The following is a 16,178-nucleotide window of genomic DNA, read 5'->3' on the forward strand; positions in this document are numbered from 1 at the left end:
GCTATGCGCCTCCTGTCACGCGCAGCACTTCCTCGAGCGACGTGTTGCCCTGCTCGATCCAGCGCTCCGCGTCGTCGCGCAGCGTGCGCATGCCACGGGCGCGGCCCGAGGCGAGGATCTCCGAATCGGGTGCGTTGCGGTGGACCAGCGAGCGGATGTCGTCGTCGAGCGTCAGCAGCTCGTATACGCCGCGCCGGCCCGAATAGCCCGAATGGCCGCATTTCTCGCAGCCGACCGGGTGATAGCGGATGCGGCCGTCTTCCTCGCGCGGCGCCTTGCAATGCGGGCACAGCTGGCGCACCAGCCGCTGCGCGAGCACGCCGAGCAGCGACGACGCGAGCAGATACGGCTCGACGCCCATGTCGGTCAGACGCGTGACGGCGGACGCCGCGTCGTTGGTGTGCAGCGTGGCCAGCACCAGGTGGCCCGTCAGCGAGGCCTGCACGGCGATCTGCGCGGTTTCGAGATCGCGGATTTCGCCGATCATGATGACGTCCGGATCTTGCCGCAGGATCGAACGCAGCGCGCGCGCGAAATTCATGCCGATCCGCTCGTTCACCTGCGTCTGGCCGATGCCGGACAGGTCGTATTCGATCGGATCTTCCACCGTCATGATGTTGGTGGTGGCGGTTTCGAGCCGGGACATCGCCGCGTAGAGCGTGGTGGTCTTGCCCGAGCCGGTCGGGCCGGTGACCAGCACGATGCCGTGCGGCCGCGCGATCAGCTTGTCGAACTGCCTGAGCGTATCGCCGCCCATGCCGAGCGCTTCGAGATTGAGGCGCTTCGAATCCTTTTCGAGCAAACGCAGCACCGCGCGCTCGCCATGACCCGTCGGCAGCGTCGACACCCGCACGTCCACCGGGCGGCCACCCACGCGCAGCGTGATCCGGCCGTCCTGCGGCAGGCGTTTCTCGGCGATGTCGAGCTGCGCCATGATCTTGATCCGCGAGATCAGCGCGCCGTGCAGCGCCTTCTTCGGGCGCACCACGTCGCGCAGCGTGCCGTCCACGCGGAAGCGCACCACCGAGGCGTTCTCGAACGGCTCGATGTGGATGTCCGACGCCTGTTCGCGCGCGGCCTGCGTCAGCAGCGCGTTGATCATGCGGATGATCGGCGCGTCGTCTTCCGATTCGAGCAGGTCCTCCACCTCGGGGATGTCCTGCATCAGGCGCGACAGATCGACCTCGCCTTCCACCTCGCCCACCACCTGCGCCGCGCTGCCGTCCTGGCGCGCGTAGGCGGTGTTGATCGCCTGGGCGAGCTCGTCGGCGGGCAGGCGACGCGCCGTCAGCGCACCGAAATTGCGGGCGACCTCGGCCAGCGCCGCATCGGTCGTGCGATCGCTGATCCACACTTCGATCGCCTCGCCGTCCTGCTGCGCGACGAGGATCTGGCCGGCCTTCGCGAAGCCGTAGGGCAGCAGGCGCGCGGCGATCGCCGACGGGCCGGCATCGCTCTGGGCGTCCCGGACGGCGTCGTTCACGGCTGCACTCCCGGCTGGGTGGTCACGCCTTGGTTGGGCACCGGCTGGACCACTGGCGCGGCCACGCCCGAAGTGGGCGCGGTGGCGGCCGGCGCGCTGGCCGGATTCGCCGGATAGCCCGGGCGGCGCGTCATGCGCGACAGGTCGAACAGGTTCGCGGCCGGCGAACCGCCGTCGCTCGGGCCGATCGGCATCGGCGGCGTGACCGGATCGTCGCGATCCTTGATCAGGTTGTTATCCGACTTGTACGCGCCCTGCACGCCCTGGATGTAGTCGTAGCGGTTCGCGGTAATGGCCTGCGTGGTGGACTGATCGCTCAGGATCACCGGGCGCAGGAACACCATCAGGTTGGTCTTCGAGCGCTGCTTGCCTTCCGAACGGAACAACTGGCCGATCCAGGGGATGTCGCCGAGCAGCGGCACCTTGTTGTTGCCGGCCTGGTAGTTGTCCTGCATCAAGCCGCCGAGCACGATGATCTCGCCGTTGTCGCACAGCACGGTGGACTGGATCGAACGCTTCGTGAAGGTCGGCACGCCGATCGTGCTGGCACTGCTCGAGGTGCTCGGCAGCACCGCCGAATCCTCGGTGTAGATCTGCAGCTTCAGGATCCCGCCTTCGGTGATCTGCGGCTTCACGTGCAGCGTCAGGCCCACGTCCTGGCGGTCGAAAGTGTTGAACGCGTTGTTGCTGTTGCCGCTCGTCAGGTTCGAGTACGAGCCGGTGGCGATCGGCACGTTCTGGCCGACCACGATCTTGGCTTCCTCGTTGTCGAGCGTGACCAGATTCGGCGTGGACAGCACGTTCGCGTCGCTCGACCCGGAGAACGCCTGCAGCAGCGCGCCGAGGCCGGTGATGCCGAACATGTTCTTGAGCCAGCCGATATTGAGGCCCGGCGTGAGCGAGGCCGCCGCCGCGGCGCCGCCGCTGATGCCGCTTGCCGAGCCCGTCGCGGCCGCGGACGTCAGGCCGGTGATGGTGTTGCCGAGGCCCGACACGTTGGTGCCAAGCGAGCTGCCCGCGTACAGCGCGTTGTTCGCGACCTGCCACTGGATGCCCAGGTTGGCCGAGGTCGTGGAATTCAGTTCGACGATCAGCGCCTCGATATAGACCTGCGCGCGACGCTCGTCCAATTGGTCGATCACGGCGCGCAGGTTCCGGTAGACCGGGTCCGACGCGGTGATGATCAGCGAATTGGTGGCGGAGTCGGCCTGAATCATGCCGCCCTGCTGGTTGTCGTCGCTTTTATCCTTGTCGCTGCTGAGGAAGCCGTCGTTCTTGCCGCTGCCGCTGCCGCCACCGCCGAAGCTGCTGCCCGAGCCGGAACCGGAGCCCAGCGAGGACGAACCCGACGGCAGCGGGGCGGTGCCGGACGTGCCCGTCGAGAAGTTGCTGCCGCCACCCGAGCCGCCGCCCGAATTGAACGAATTGGCGTCGTTGGTGGAGCTGGAGCTGCTGCTGTCGCCCTTGCCCAGCATGCCGCGCAAGGTTTTTGCAAGCTTCACGGCGTCGGCATTGCGCAGCCGCACCACGTGCATGTTGCCCGGCACGCCGCTCGGCGCGTCGAGCTGCGACACGAGCCGCTTGGCCGCGGCCAGCCGCGAGCCGTTCGAGGCGCGCAGCAGGATGGCGTTGGTGCGCGGATCGGCCGTGACGCTGACCTTCAGCGTGGCGTCGGTATTGCCGATCGAGCCCGGGTCGAGCAGCTTGCCGAGCTGGCTGGCCACGTCGATCGCGTTGGCGTTGCGCAGCGGCATCACCACGACCTGGTTGCCGGCCGCGCCGTCCACGCCCGCGATGATCTGGGCAATACGTCGCACGTTGTCGGCGTAATCGGTGACGACCAGCGTGTTGTTGGCGGGATACGCCGTCACGGTATTGTTCGGCGAGATCAGCGGGCGCAGCACCGGCAGCAGGTTGTTGGCCGATTCGTTATGCAGTTCGAACACCTGCGTGACGATCTGGTCGCCGGTGGCGCGCGGCGTATTGCCGATGTAGGTGGGCACGCCCTGCAGCTTGGCGTCGGCTTCCGGCACGACCTTCAGGACGCCGTGGTCCTGCAGCAGCGAGAAGCCCTGCATGCGCAACGCCGATTGCAGCGTCTTGAGCGCCTGATCCTCGGGCACCGATCGTTCGGAGATGAGGTTCAACTGCCCCTTCACACGCGGGTCGACGATGATCGTCTTGCCGGTGGCCGCGCCGATGGCCTTGGCCACCTGGTCGATATCGGCATTGACGAAATTGAGCGTGACCTGGGCGTGCGCGGCCGCGATCTGGGACGCGACGATTCCGGCGACGACGAGCGCTTTTGCAGCGCGCCGCATAGCAAAACGAGTGGTTGTCATGAGGTGGGTAGTCGATGCCGGGTAAGGCTGTATCAGACGGTAGAGCGTGATTGCGGAAAGCAAAAAACGGACATTATCAGCTTTTCGTGTCCGAAATATCACATCGATCCGAGAGAGTTCTCGCTTTTTTGAGCCAAGGCATTCCGGCCACTGCGAGTCGTATTTCTTTCAGCAAGTTTTCGCAAGAATTCCAAATAAAAGGCCCTGGAAAAAACCGTGTCCGCCGCCCGCAACACCCGCCGCGGACGGTGGCGGGATGCACCAGGGCACCGGTATGATACGGGCGGCGCAGCGCTTGCGCCCGCTTTCCGCGTTGGGGGTTTTCCCGCCCCGATTTCCCGTTTTTCCAGCTATTTGAAGGCTTCCTAATGCAAATTAGGTGTTTTCTCTTCGTGTCGTGGCTTGCCGCAGCCGGCTTCAGCGCCCCCGCGCATGCCGACTGTTATGACGAGGCCGCCAAGTATCAGAAGGTCAATCCGCTGATCCTTCGCGCCATCGCGTGGCAGGAATCCCACAACACACCCGACGCGATCAACCGGAATGCGAACGGTTCGACCGACTACGGGATCATGCAGATCAACTCGATCCATCTGTCGCGGCTATCCCAATACGGGATCACCAAGGACACGCTGATGCAGCCGTGCAAGAACGTCTACATCGCGGCGTGGCACCTGCGTCAGAAGATGAACAAGTTTGGCAACACCTGGGCCGCGGTAGGCGCTTACCACTCCGAAACGCCGTCGTTGCGCGACAAATATGCTCGGCAGATCGCGGCGATCCTGGCCAAATGGCGCCTGCTGCCGACGGCCAACGAGCCGCATTGAGGGGCGAGCGGTGCGGTACGGCGACAGTGCGAACGCACCGCCGAGCCGCCGTCTGCCGGTAGCCCCCCGCCGATTTCGCCTGCCGTATTCCTCGTTTCATCCGCTTCGTTCAGCGCGTTTCTTCCCTCGGCTTCTTCCTGCCGCGTCTTCTGCCGATTCCCCCCGGCCGGCCCCGCGTCCCCGCCCGCCCGCGCGTTTGATGCACAATGCGGCTTTCATGCCGCCACGCCTGCGCGCGCGCGGCTGCTTCCGTCTTTTTCCGGGGTATCCATCGCCATGAACTCGCCGTTGCCCGTTACCGTGCTGTCCGGCTTTCTCGGCGCCGGCAAGACCACGCTGCTGAATCACGTGCTCGCCAACCGCGACGGCCTGCGTGTTGCCGTGATCGTCAACGACCTGGCCGACGTCAATATCGACGGCGCGCTTGTCGACGACAAGGCGGCGTTGTCGCACGTGGAGGAACGGCTGGTCGAGATGTCGAACGGCTGCATCTGCTGCACGCTGCGCGACGACCTGCTGGTGGAAATCCGCCGGCTGGCCGCCGAGGGCCGGTTCGACGCGATCCTGGTCGAATCGACCGGCGTGGCCGAACCGATGCCGATCGCCGAAACCTTCACGTTCGTCGACGACGACGGCGATTCGCTCGAACATGTCGCGCGGCTCGACACCATGGTGACGGTGGTCGACGCGTTCAATTTCCTGCGCGATTACGGCTCCGACCAGGGCCTCGCCGATCGCGGCCTGGCCACCGCCGGCGACGACGATCGCCAACTGGTCGAACTGCTGATCGAGCAGATCGAATTCTGCGATGTGCTGGTGATCAACAAGGCCGACCTGGTGGACGCGGATCAACTGGCGCAGTTGCAACGGATTCTCGCCAGCCTCAATCCGCGTGCGCATCAGGTGGTGAGCCGCTTCGGCGTCGTGCCGGTGTCCGAGGTGATCGGCACCGGGCGCTTCGATTTCGAGGCCGCCGCGAACGCGCCGGGCTGGCTCACCTCGCTCGAACATCGCCACGACGGCGCTTGCAGCGACGCCTGCGACGGCGCCGATGCGCACGGCACGCCCGACGAATTCGGCATCGGTCATTTTGTTTATCGCGCGCGCCGGCCGTTTCATCCGCAGCGTTTCTGGACGCTGCTGCACGACGAGTGGAAGGGTGTGCTGCGCAGCAAGGGCTTCTTCTGGCTGGCGACGCGCCATGATGTCGGCGGCTCGCTGTCGCAGGCCGGCGGCGTGTGCCGTCATGGGCCGGCGGGGCTCTGGTGGGCCGCGCAGGATCGCAGCGAATGGCCGGACGACGATCCGTCGCTGCTCGACGAAATCGCCGCCGATTGGCATGGCGATCCGGACGACACGACGATCGGCGACCGCCGCCAGGAACTGGTGCTGATCGGCGTGGGCCTCGATACGAACGCGTGGCGTGCGAAATTCGACGCCTGCCTGCTCGACGAAACCGAATTCGCGGCCGGCCCCGATGCCTGGCACGCGCTGCCCGATCCGTTCCCTGCGTGGGACATCGAGGAGCACGATCATGACGATGATCACGATCACGACGGCGAAATCGTCCATCGCCACTGAACGCGATGCGTCGCCGCGCCCCGGGCCGTGATGCCGGGGACGAAAAAAACCCGCCGGGAAGGCGGGTTTTTCCGTTAACAAACGCAGAACTTAGCGCTTGTTCACTGCATCCTTGAATGCCTTGCCAGCCGTGAACTTGACGGTCTTGGCAGCCGGAATCTTGATGGTTTCGCCCGTCTTCGGGTTGCGGCCGGTACGTGCTGCACGCTTACCCGAGCCGAAGCTGCCGAAGCCGATCAACTGAACCGCGTCGCCTTTCGACACGGCCTTCTTGATCACTTCGAGGAGCGTGTCCAGCGTTTCGCCGGTTTGTGCCTTGCTGGCGCCCGTCTGTGCGGCGACGGCGTCGATCAGTTCCTGTTTGTTCATTAAGGTTCCTTTCTCAGGTTAGGTTGACACGAACAGCGCAGACGCGCCGATTATAAGTACGCCCACCGTAGCATCGCAGTTCGCGGCGACGGCAGGGCGCAGTCGGACTGCGCCGCGCCTCGTAACAGCGAAGGCGCCTGAGGCGCTTCCGCTTTACGGCGCTTGCTATGATAGCGCAGCGCAAACCCAATAACGACAAGGGTTTCAAAGATTTTCATCCGGATTTTGCCGGATTCCAGCGCCGTTGCCCGCATTTTTGCAGCGCACCGCCCGGCCTTGTCAAGCGTGCGAACCCAGCCTTGCACAATGACGTTGGTTTTTGCCAACGCCAGGCGGGACGGGGCTTCCAGGGCGATGCCGGCCCATTTCGATTGTTTCGCATGACCGACCGACTGATCCCTGCCACGCTTCAGCGCCTTGAAAACGGCATGCTCGTTTCATCGTTTCACGGCGAGTTGCAGCCTGCCGCAGCCGATGCGCACCCTGCGCCAGCGCAAGCCGGCAGCGGCTTGCTGCACGGCAACGGGCTGCCCGGACGCTGGCGCGGACGGCGCAGCTTCACGATCGTCGAAACCGGCTTCGGCGCCGGATTGCAGTTCCTCTCGACCTGGGCCGCCTGGCGTGCCGATCCGGCGCGCGGCGAACGTCTGCACTACGTAGCAATCGAGTCGCACCCGTTTTCACGCGAGGATCTGCATCGGGCTGCCAAATATATGGTTGCAAGCGCAACCAATAGGGAAGCGGGTGTCGAATGCTTGATCGATACGCTCGTCGATACGTGGCCAATGCTCACCCCGGGCCTGCATCGGCTCGAACTCGATGCCGGGCGTGTGATCTTGACGCTCGCGTTCGGCGACACCGAGGCGATGTTGTCGTCGCTCGTGTTGCGCGCCGATGCGTTCCATGTCAATACCTTCGCAGTCCGGAACAATCGGAATGCAAGCGCGGCCATGACGTGTCGCGCGCTCGCCAAACTGGCCGATGAGAACGCAACGTTCACCGTCGACACGATCGACGATGAAATGCGAAAGGCCCTGCAAAATGCGGGCTTTTCGTGTCGAGAGGAAGCCTGCGCGGGCACCTTCGCGCCACGCTGGAAGGTACGTCGTCACGAGCCACCGCGCGCGCATGACGCGAGCACCCGCGACGCAATCGTGATCGGCGCGGGGCTGGCCGGCAGCGCGCTCGCCGAACGTCTTGCAGCACGCGGCTGGCACGTCACGCTGATCGAGCGCCATGATGCTGTCGCACGCGAAGCCTCGGGCAATCCGGCCGGCGTGTTTCATCCGCTCGTCGCGATCGACGACAACTTCGGCGCACGGCTGTCGCGCGCCGGTTATCTGTATGCGCTGTCGCGCTGGCGCGCGTTCGAGGCGGCCGGTCACGACTTCTCGCGCAGTGCGAACGGCTTGCTGCAACTGGCCTGCGACGATGACGAATTCGCTCGCATGCAGGCCGCGGCCGACGCGCTCGACATGCCGGAAACACTGGCCGTCCTGCTCACGCGTGAGCAAGCAGCCGAGCGCTTGCGCACCGATGTTGCTCATGGCGGATGGTTCTTTCCGCATGGCGGCTCGCTCGATCCGGCGGCACTCGCGCGTGCCGCATGCGCGATGGCCGGCGAGCGGCTGACGCGCCTGCACGGTGTGGACGTCGCGCAGCTCGTGCCTCGCGACGGCGGCGGATGGCGCGCCGTCGATGCGTCGGGCGCGACGCTGGCCGAGGCAGCCGTGACCATCGTCGCCAACGCGGCCGATGCGCCCCGCGTCGCGCGCTTGCACCATGCGCCGGTGCAGATCGTGCGCGGCCAGTTGAGCCTGTTGCCGGCCGGCGTCGCCCCCGACGTTGCGCTGCCCGTGATCGGCGACGGCTACCTGATCCCGTTCGCCGACGGCACCGCGCTGACCGGTGCGACCTACGATCCCGACGACGCGGACCCAGCCCTGCGCGCCAACGATCATCGAGACAATCTCGCCCGGCTCGCGGCACTGCTGCCATGCAGTCACGTCGATATCGATGTCATTGCAGATCCGGCAGCGCTGGCGGGCCGCGTCGCGTTCCGCTGCGTGGCGAGCGATCGTCTGCCGATGGCCGGCGAGCTTGGCGACGAGCCCGAAGCGGCAGCCCAAGCCGCCTCGCTGTCGGGCGCGCAGGCACGCGATGTGCCACGCGCGGCAGGCCTCTATGGCGCGTTCGGCTTCGGCTCGCGCGGTTTCATCTGGGCCGCGCTCTGCGCCGAATTGATCGCCTCGCAGCTCGACGGCGAACCCTGGCCGATCGAACGCGAACTGGCCGAAGCCATCGACCCCGCACGCTTCCTGCTCCGCGCCCTGCGCCAGGGCCGCGCCGGCTGAGATTCGCACCTTCCGGCCGCGCCAATGGTGCGGCACGCCAGCTTTCCGTCTTCACCCATTCCCGTTTGCCACAGCCCGATCCGGCACAGCCGCCCAGAAAACGGCGCCTGTGCGCGGCAGCTTATCCACCGGCATCTGTGGATAAGCGCGTGATTTTCCCGTGCGTTCCCTGTGTAACCACAGTGGACGTAAACGGGGTAACTTGGATTCGCCGCACAGCACAGCAAAAGTTGTTCTGTGAATCGCTGTGCGAGCGCACAGGCTGTGCGGGGCTTTTGAGTTTGGCAAGCCTATGAATCTGTGAGGTTTACCGGGGTTATCCACAGAAAATCTATGCCCTTGTTAACTACTACTACGTATACATACAAGTAAACCTGTGGTTATAAACCCATGGCATCTACCGAGCGGCCAGGCTTCGGATAAATCCGATCCGGTGCGAAATAGATGTGGCACAATCGGACACCACTGCGCTGCACCGGAATGCCACCGGCGCGGCACATCAGGAACAGTTCTAGCGAATCGGAATCTGAGGATGAGATCGCGCTGTTTCCATCACGCCAGGCCGGCAGTCAGATCGGCCATCTCCCGAACAGCGTCCTCATGCGTCGCGATTCGGGAAATCCCGTGTCATGACGCCCTGATCCAGACCAACAACAACGGGGCAACCAGCCAAGCCAGCGCGCCATTTCGTTCGATACGCTCGACCCAGCGTCGCAGCCGGTTGCCTTCGCATAGGAGAATTCACCTCGATGAAGTCGGCATTCTCGTTTCTACCGAATTGGCCGTTTGTTCCCGATGCCGTGTTCTGGGCCGGGATCGCGCTGTTCGCAGCAGGCCTTTGTGGCGAACTCTGTTACCGCGCGTGGCGCCTGCCGCGCGTCACCGGCTATGCCGTCATCGGGCTGATCGCCGGGTCGGCCGGGTTCGGCGCGATCGACGCCAGCACCAGCAATACCGCGCGCCTGCTGATCAACGTCGCGCTCGGGCTGCTGCTGTTCGAACTCGGCAGCCGGCTCGACCTGCGCTGGATTCGCCGCAACCCCTGGCTGATCGCCACCAGCGTGGCCGAGGCCACGCTGACCTTCGCGCTGGTGCTCACCGTGCTGTTGGTGCTCAACGTGCCGGCCATGGTGTCGATCGTGCTGGCCGCGATCGCGGTGGCCACCTCGCCGGCGATGGCGATCCAGCTCAAGACCGAACTGCGCGCGGAAGGGCAGGTGTCGCAACGCCTGCTCACGCTCACGGCGCTTAACAGCGTGTATTCGGTGGTCCTGACGAAATTGCTGACGAGCTGGTTGCACCAGGAGGAATTCGGCAACGTGTTCGCGACGATCCTGCAGCCGCTGTATCTGATCGCCGGTTCGATGATCCTCGCGTACCTGCTCGCACGCGCCTGCAATTACCTGTTCCGTCACATCGCGCCGGTCATGCGTGACGAGCATTCGTTCGTCGCGCTGTTCGGCCTGGTGGTATTGGCGATCGCGGTCGCGCAGGCGCTCAAGTTGTCGACCGTGCTGACCTTGCTGCTGGCCGGCATCGTCGTGAAGAATCTCGAGGTGCGTCCGCAACTCTGGCCCGAGCATTTCGGCACGGCCGGCTGGTTGCTGACCGTCATTCTGTTCGTGCTGACGCTGACTTCGTTCACCTGGCACGACCTCGCCACCGGCGGCTTGATCGCGCTGGTGCTGATCGCCACGCGGCTGGTCGCCAAGCTGCTCGGCGTGGTGGCGTTCGCCAAGAAGAGCGGCATCAACGTGAAGCAGGGCGTGGCGCTCGGCCTGTCGCTGGCGCCGATGTCGGCACTGGCCTACTTGCTGGTGGACGACACGTATCAGTCGTATCCGAATTTCGATCCGCACCTGCGCGCGGTCGTCATGTGTTCGATCGTGCTGCTGCAGCTCGTCGGTCCGGCCTTCGTCTATCGCAGCCTGTCGGCGGTGGGCGAACGGCGCGACGACAACTGATCGGCGCCGCCGCGGCCATGATCGCGGCGGCACCCAACCCGTTATCCGGAATTTGCCATGGCACTCGAAACCTTCAACAATTCCGAGCCGTTCACGTTCGGCGTCGAGCTGGAAATCCAGATCGTCAACACGCACAACTACGACCTGACCAAAGCGGCGTCGGACCTGATGCGGCTGATCGAAAACGAGCCGCATCCCGGCAACATCACGCCGGAAATCACCGAAAGCATGATCGAGCTGTCGACCGGCATCTGCCATTCGCACGAGCAGGCGCTCGGCGAATTGCGCACGATTCGCGACGTGCTCGTGAAGGCGGCCGACCAGCTCAACGTGGGTCTCGCCGGCGGCGGCACGCACGCGTTCCAGCAATGGAGCGACCGGCAGATCTACGACGCGCCGCGCTTCCAGTATCTGTCCGAGTTATACGGCTATCTGGCCAAGCAGTTCACGGTGTTCGGCCAGCACGTGCACATCGGTTGCCCCGATGCCGACAGCGCGCTGTTCCTGCTGCATTCGATGTCGCGCTATATCCCGCATTTCATCGCGCTGTCGGCGTCGTCGCCGTACGTGCAGAACGTGGACACCGGATTTCATTCAGCACGCCTGAATTCGGTGTTCGCGTTTCCGATGTCGGGCCGCGCGCCGTACACGCTGACCTGGGATGGCTTCGAGGAGTACTTTTCGAAGATGGTCAACACCGGCGTGGTCAACAGCATGAAGGACTTCTACTGGGATATCCGCCCGAAGCCGGGCTTCGGCACGATCGAGGTTCGCGTGATGGATACGCCGCTGTCGGTCGATCGCGCCGCGGCGATCGCCTGCTACATCCAGACGCTGGCGCGCTATCTGTTGCTCGACAAGCCGCTGAAGCTGTCCGAAGACGATTACCTGGTCTACACGTTCAACCGGTTCGAGGCCTGCCGCTTCGGTCTGGACGGCACCTGCGTGAACCCGCAAACGGGCGAGCGCCGCACCATCGCCGAAGACATCCTCGATACGCTCGACCGTCTCGCACCGCATGCCGCCGCGCTCGGCTCGCGTGCCGCGCTTGACGAAATCGGCGCGCAGGCGAAGGCGCGTGTAAATGACGCATCGTGGTTGCGCACCGTGTTCAAGCAGGAAAAGTCGCTGAACGAGACAGTTCGTCAGCAATGTTTGCGCTGGCGCGAGTGAAAAAGACTATTTCCGCCGCTGGTATCTGCGGCAGAAAGTCCGACCGGCTTTCGGGCCGGTCGAACAAATATAGTAGTCTGAAGCAATTCTTATCGGGCGCTTGTGGATAACCGGCGCTTTCCCAGCAAACTCAAGGCTCTGCGCGTTTCGCGCACGATCGCGTCTTCCCCGCCGGCACACCGTTGTTTGTCGATTGAAAGCAGTCGCCCGACGTGCACATGAGAGTCGTTCTTGATGGCACAGCGAAACGCTTCGGTTATCCAGGTTTTATCCACAGACTTATTTGGATAACTTAGCTGTGCGATTTTCTGCTCTCGCATAGAATGTCGGCTTTGCGAACGACAGTGCCGGATAGCATCGCGTTCGCAGGCCGGTTCATGGCGTATCAGTCATGGTGAACGGGCATCGGTGCGCCGTTCCGGACACTGCATCTCGATTCTCGATGGCAGGCTGGACACGGATCTCCCCACAAAGGCCGTCGGTTCGAACCGAGGCCGGCAACAGCGAAAAGACTATGAGCGAAGGTGTTTACGGGAACGAGGCAGCGGGTCGTGTGACCCACAGCCTGTTGCGATTGAGTACGGCCATGCGAAGCGAAGCATGGAACTGGGCGGAAGGCGCGGGTCTGACGCCGACGCAAGGTGAAATCCTGGTGCTGTTGCTGCAGCGCAAGGGCCCGATGCGTCTCGGCGAGATCGCCCGGGAAACCCAGTTGACCGCGGCTACCACCAGCGATGCGGTCAGCACGCTCGAAACCAAGGGTCTCGTGGAAAAGCGCCGTGCGCTCGACGATGGCCGCGCACTCGCCGTTCGCCTCAGCGCTCGTGGCCGCACTTCGGCCAAGAAGGCGCTGCAATGGCCCGATTTCCTGTCGAAGGCCGTGGGCGTGCTCGGCGGCGAAGAGCAAGGCGCGCTGTACCGCGCGCTGCTGAAGGTCATGCGTGAGCTGCAGGTGGCCGGCCAGGCGCCGCAACACCGCATGTGCGTGACCTGCAAGCATTTCCAGCCGGGTAAAACCGGCCGCAAGGCATCGTACCGTTGCTCGCTGCTCGACCTGACGATGGCCGACAGCGATCTGCGCCTCGACTGCACCGTGCATGAAGAAGCGGACGCACTGACGCAGAAGAAAACCTGGAAGATATTCGCGCAGCTGTAAAAAGGCGCCGCGCGTGGAGCGCCAGACGGAGCCCGGTTTGATGAATGCAGAAGTCGTGGCGATCCGCCACGTCCACTTCGAGGATCTCGGCAGCTTCGAGCGCGTGCTCGGCGAACGCGGCCGGCGTGTCCGTTATGTCGATGTCGGCACGTCGCGCGTCGAGGTGCTCGACGCCTGCGAGCCGTCGTTGCTCGTGGTGCTCGGCGGGCCGATCAGCGCCTACGACGACGATCTCTATCCGACCACCGCGCCGCTCGTCGAACTGATCCGCCGGCGCATCGAGGCGGGGTTGCCGACGCTCGGCATCTGTCTCGGCGCGCAACTGATCGCGCGTGCGCTCGGCGCGCGGGTCTATCCAGGCAAGGTGAAGGAAATCGGCTGGGCGCCGCTCACGTTGACGGCGGCCGGCGAAGCGTCGCCGCTGCGGCATCTGTCCGGCGAACACACCTCGATGCTGCACTGGCACGGCGATACGTTCGATCTGCCGCCCGGCGCGATCCATTTGGCGGCCACACCCGACTGCGCGCATCAGGCGTTCTCGTGGGGGCAGCATGTCCTCGCGCTGCAATGCCACCCGGAAATATCGACCGAAACCTTCGAGGCCTGGCTGATCGGCCATGCCAGCGAAATCGGCTCGGCGTCCGGCGTCGATGCCCGGCAGTTGCGTGCGGCCACGGCGCTGCACGGCCCCGTGCTCATGCCGGCCGCTGCGCTCATGTTCTCGGAATGGCTCGGCGCGGTCGGGCTCTGATCGACGATCGTCGGCATCCCTCACGAAACGGCACGCCAACGCGTGCCGTTTTGCTTCAAGGGGCCGCTGGCGGCGTCGTCGGCCGTTCGACAGGGGAAGGCCTCGGTTGCCCCCCCGGAGCGGCGTCAGCAGCCTTGTGCGCTGCGTGCTAACCTCGTTCGCTTCCGTCCCCCCGTTGCGAGCCAGCCTGCGATGAGCGTCCTGTTTTCTCCCTTTACCCTGCGCGGCATCACATTGCCGAATCGCATCGTCGTCTCGCCGATGTGCCAGTACTCGGCCGAACGCGGTGAGCCGACCGCCTGGCACACGATTCACCTTGGCAGTCTCGCGCTGTCGGGCGCATCGATGCTGTGCACCGAAGTGGTGGCCGTCGAACCGGATGGCCGCATCACGCCGGGCGATCTCGGCTTGTGGGACGACGCCACCGAGGCCGCCTACGTGCCGCTGCTGGCCGCCATTCGGCAGCATTCGCCGATCCGCGTCACGATGCAGATCGGCCACGCGGGCCGCAAGGCATCGAGCCAGGCGCCCTGGGAAGGCGGCCAGTTGATCGAGGTGGCCGACGGCGGCTGGTTGCCGCATGCGCCCTCGGCGGTGCCGCACAAGGAAGGCGAAACGCCGCCGCTCGCGCTCGACGCGGCTGCGCTGAATCGCGTGCGCCGCGCGTTCGAGGCCACCGCCAAGCGTGCCGCGCGGCTCGGCATCGACGCGCTCGAAGTGCACGCCGCGCACGGCTATCTGTTGCATCAGTTCCTGTCGCCGCTGGCCAACCGGCGCGACGACGAATACGGCGGCTCGCTCGAAAACCGCATGCGCTTCCCGCTGGAGATCTTCGACATCGTGCGCGCCGCGTTTCCGGCCGATCGGCCGGTGGGCGTGCGCGTATCGGCCACCGATTGGGTGGACGGCGGCTGGACGCTCGACGAAACCATCGAATTCGCGAAGGCGCTGAAGGCGCGCGGGTGCGACTGGATCGACGTGTCGTCGGGCGGTGTGTCGCCGCTGCAGAAGATCCCGCTGTCGCAGGGCTATCAGGTGCCGTTCGCGCGCGCCGTGCGTCATGCGGCCGACCTGCCGGCGTTCGCGGTCGGCCTGATCACCGAAGCGGCGCAGGCCGAGAAGATCGTGGCCGACGGCGACGCCGACTTCGTCGCGCTGGCTCGCGCGATGCTCTACGACCCGCGCTGGCCGTGGCATGCGGCCGCTGAACTCGGCGCGACCGTGACGGCTCCGCCGCAGTATTGGCGCTCGCAGCCGCGCGAGCAGAAGGCGTTGTTCGGCGACGTGGCGTTCGGCCAGCGCTGAAGCCTGCCGCAATCCCCCATCGTCCCGCGCAACGCGGGCCGGATCGACGCGACAAGCTGCCTGTTGTCGTGTCGATTCGCGCCGATCCATGCCGTTCGCGCATGATCGGTTGAACGAAGCAAGCCCGAACGTGTAGCATGCGGTTGGCCCGTCGCGGGCGCGTCGCTTCGACGCCTCCGCGCGCGCGACGCAGATCGCGCGCCGCATGCGGACGGCGGCCGGCTTGCCGCCGCCTTCGCGTCATCCATCGTCTTCACAAGGATTCATCGATGAGTTCACGCAGGATCGTCGTGCGCCGTTCCGGCGTTCACGGCAAGGGCGTATTCGCGGCCGCGCCGATCAAGACGGGCGAGCGCGTGGTCGAATACAAAGGCGAGCGGATCTCCTGGAAGGAGGCGCTGCGCCGTCATCCGCACGACCCGAGCGATCCGAATCACACGTTCTACTTCGCGCTGGAAGGCGGCGACGTGATCGACGGCAAGGTCGACGGCAACAGCGCGCGCTGGATCAACCACTCTTGCGCGCCGAACTGCGAAGCCGAGGAAACCGCCGGCCGCGTGCATATCCGCGCGCTGCGCGACCTCGAAGCCGGCGAGGAGCTGTTCTACGATTACGGCCTCGTGATCGACGAGAAGCTGACCAAGGAACTGAAGCGCGAGTACGCGTGCCATTGCGGCGCGAGCACCTGCCGCGGCACGCTGCTGGCGGTCAACGACGAATCGGACAAGAAGAAAAAGAAGAAGTCGAAGAAGGCCAAGGCCGAGAAGGAAGCGAAGGCCGAGAAGACCGAAAAGGCCGAGCGCAAGGAGAAGGGCGCGAAGAAGAAGTAAGCGTCCGGGCGGCTGACAGTCAGACAATCCATGACGGCGCGCGATG

The 16,178-nt window shown here is 65.1% G+C and carries 12 protein-coding genes; 9 read left to right on the forward strand and 3 right to left on the reverse strand.

Features of this window, described 5'->3' with window-relative positions:
- Position 1: 1 nt before the first annotated feature.
- Together gspE and gspD are read right to left on the reverse strand one after the other, a co-directional pair.
- The gene (gspE, locus tag AB4850_RS32540) at positions 2-1,483 is read right to left on the reverse strand and encodes a type II secretion system ATPase GspE (protein WP_414443499.1); all 1,482 of its coding nucleotides are present in this window, start codon (positions 1,481-1,483) and stop codon (positions 2-4) included.
- Complete coding sequence (gene gspD / locus AB4850_RS32545; protein ID WP_414443500.1) at positions 1,480-3,825, reverse strand: type II secretion system secretin GspD; 2,346 nt, start codon at positions 3,823-3,825, stop codon at positions 1,480-1,482. The genes gspE and gspD overlap by 4 nt, the downstream gene beginning before the upstream one ends.
- Before the next feature lie 368 nt (positions 3,826-4,193).
- Between gspD and AB4850_RS32550 the strand changes: the two genes are divergently transcribed.
- Both AB4850_RS32550 and AB4850_RS32555 read left to right on the forward strand, forming a co-directional pair.
- Positions 4,194-4,649, forward strand: coding sequence for a lytic transglycosylase domain-containing protein (locus AB4850_RS32550; protein ID WP_414443501.1), 456 nt, complete (start codon positions 4,194-4,196; stop codon positions 4,647-4,649).
- 276 nt (positions 4,650-4,925) lie between these two features.
- A complete protein-coding gene (locus AB4850_RS32555; RefSeq protein ID WP_414443502.1) occupies positions 4,926-6,230 on the forward strand; it encodes a GTP-binding protein in 1,305 nt (434 codons plus the stop codon).
- Between the two features lie 90 nt (positions 6,231-6,320).
- Here AB4850_RS32555 and AB4850_RS32560 read toward each other — a convergent pair whose 3' ends face one another.
- On the reverse strand, positions 6,321-6,599 hold the full coding sequence (locus tag AB4850_RS32560; RefSeq protein ID WP_006401505.1) for an HU family DNA-binding protein: 279 nt from the start codon (positions 6,597-6,599) through the stop codon (positions 6,321-6,323).
- Between the two features lie 380 nt (positions 6,600-6,979).
- Between AB4850_RS32560 and mnmC the strand changes: the two genes are divergently transcribed.
- From mnmC to AB4850_RS32595, 7 genes are all read left to right on the forward strand, one after another.
- Positions 6,980-8,953: a bifunctional tRNA (5-methylaminomethyl-2-thiouridine)(34)-methyltransferase MnmD/FAD-dependent 5-carboxymethylaminomethyl-2-thiouridine(34) oxidoreductase MnmC gene (mnmC, locus tag AB4850_RS32565; protein ID WP_414443503.1), complete on the forward strand. Its 1,974-nt coding sequence runs from the start codon at positions 6,980-6,982 to the stop codon at positions 8,951-8,953.
- Positions 8,954-9,702: 749 nt separating this feature from the next.
- Positions 9,703-10,917, forward strand: coding sequence for a cation:proton antiporter (locus tag AB4850_RS32570; RefSeq protein ID WP_414443504.1), 1,215 nt, complete (start codon positions 9,703-9,705; stop codon positions 10,915-10,917).
- Between the two features lie 57 nt (positions 10,918-10,974).
- A complete protein-coding gene (locus tag AB4850_RS32575; RefSeq protein ID WP_414443505.1) occupies positions 10,975-12,090 on the forward strand; it encodes a YbdK family carboxylate-amine ligase in 1,116 nt (371 codons plus the stop codon).
- Positions 12,091-12,604: 514 nt separating this feature from the next.
- On the forward strand, positions 12,605-13,246 hold the full coding sequence (locus tag AB4850_RS32580; protein WP_414445681.1) for a MarR family winged helix-turn-helix transcriptional regulator: 642 nt from the start codon (positions 12,605-12,607) through the stop codon (positions 13,244-13,246).
- A gap of 40 nt (positions 13,247-13,286) precedes the next feature.
- A complete protein-coding gene (locus tag AB4850_RS32585) occupies positions 13,287-13,997 on the forward strand; it encodes a glutamine amidotransferase (protein ID WP_414443506.1) in 711 nt (236 codons plus the stop codon).
- Positions 13,998-14,189: 192 nt separating this feature from the next.
- Entirely contained in the window at positions 14,190-15,302 is a 1,113-nt protein-coding gene (locus tag AB4850_RS32590) for an NADH:flavin oxidoreductase/NADH oxidase (protein WP_414443507.1), read from the forward strand.
- Between the two features lie 269 nt (positions 15,303-15,571).
- Positions 15,572-16,132, forward strand: coding sequence for an SET domain-containing protein (locus AB4850_RS32595; RefSeq protein WP_414443508.1), 561 nt, complete (start codon positions 15,572-15,574; stop codon positions 16,130-16,132).
- The last annotated feature ends 46 nt before the right edge of the window (positions 16,133-16,178 follow it).

The sequence above is a fragment of the Burkholderia sp. 22PA0106 genome (genome assembly GCF_047497155.1).
Lineage (GTDB): Bacteria > Pseudomonadota > Gammaproteobacteria > Burkholderiales > Burkholderiaceae > Burkholderia.

What these genes read in the sequence shown, in the direction of transcription:
- gspD (WP_414443500.1), bottom strand. Translation starts at nt 3,825, where the DNA reads ATGACAACCACTCGTTTTGCTATGCGGCGCGCTGCAAAAGCGCTCGTC.
- AB4850_RS32550 (WP_414443501.1), top strand. Translation starts at nt 4,194, where the DNA reads ATGCAAATTAGGTGTTTTCTCTTCGTGTCGTGGCTTGCCGCAGCCGGC.
- AB4850_RS32555 (WP_414443502.1), top strand. Translation starts at nt 4,926, where the DNA reads ATGAACTCGCCGTTGCCCGTTACCGTGCTGTCCGGCTTTCTCGGCGCC.
- AB4850_RS32560 (WP_006401505.1), bottom strand. Translation starts at nt 6,599, where the DNA reads ATGAACAAACAGGAACTGATCGACGCCGTCGCCGCACAGACGGGCGCC.
- mnmC (WP_414443503.1), top strand. Translation starts at nt 6,980, where the DNA reads ATGACCGACCGACTGATCCCTGCCACGCTTCAGCGCCTTGAAAACGGC.
- AB4850_RS32570 (WP_414443504.1), top strand. Translation starts at nt 9,703, where the DNA reads ATGAAGTCGGCATTCTCGTTTCTACCGAATTGGCCGTTTGTTCCCGAT.
- AB4850_RS32575 (WP_414443505.1), top strand. Translation starts at nt 10,975, where the DNA reads ATGGCACTCGAAACCTTCAACAATTCCGAGCCGTTCACGTTCGGCGTC.
- AB4850_RS32580 (WP_414445681.1), top strand. Translation starts at nt 12,605, where the DNA reads ATGAGCGAAGGTGTTTACGGGAACGAGGCAGCGGGTCGTGTGACCCAC.
- AB4850_RS32585 (WP_414443506.1), top strand. Translation starts at nt 13,287, where the DNA reads ATGAATGCAGAAGTCGTGGCGATCCGCCACGTCCACTTCGAGGATCTC.
- AB4850_RS32590 (WP_414443507.1), top strand. Translation starts at nt 14,190, where the DNA reads ATGAGCGTCCTGTTTTCTCCCTTTACCCTGCGCGGCATCACATTGCCG.
- AB4850_RS32595 (WP_414443508.1), top strand. Translation starts at nt 15,572, where the DNA reads ATGAGTTCACGCAGGATCGTCGTGCGCCGTTCCGGCGTTCACGGCAAG.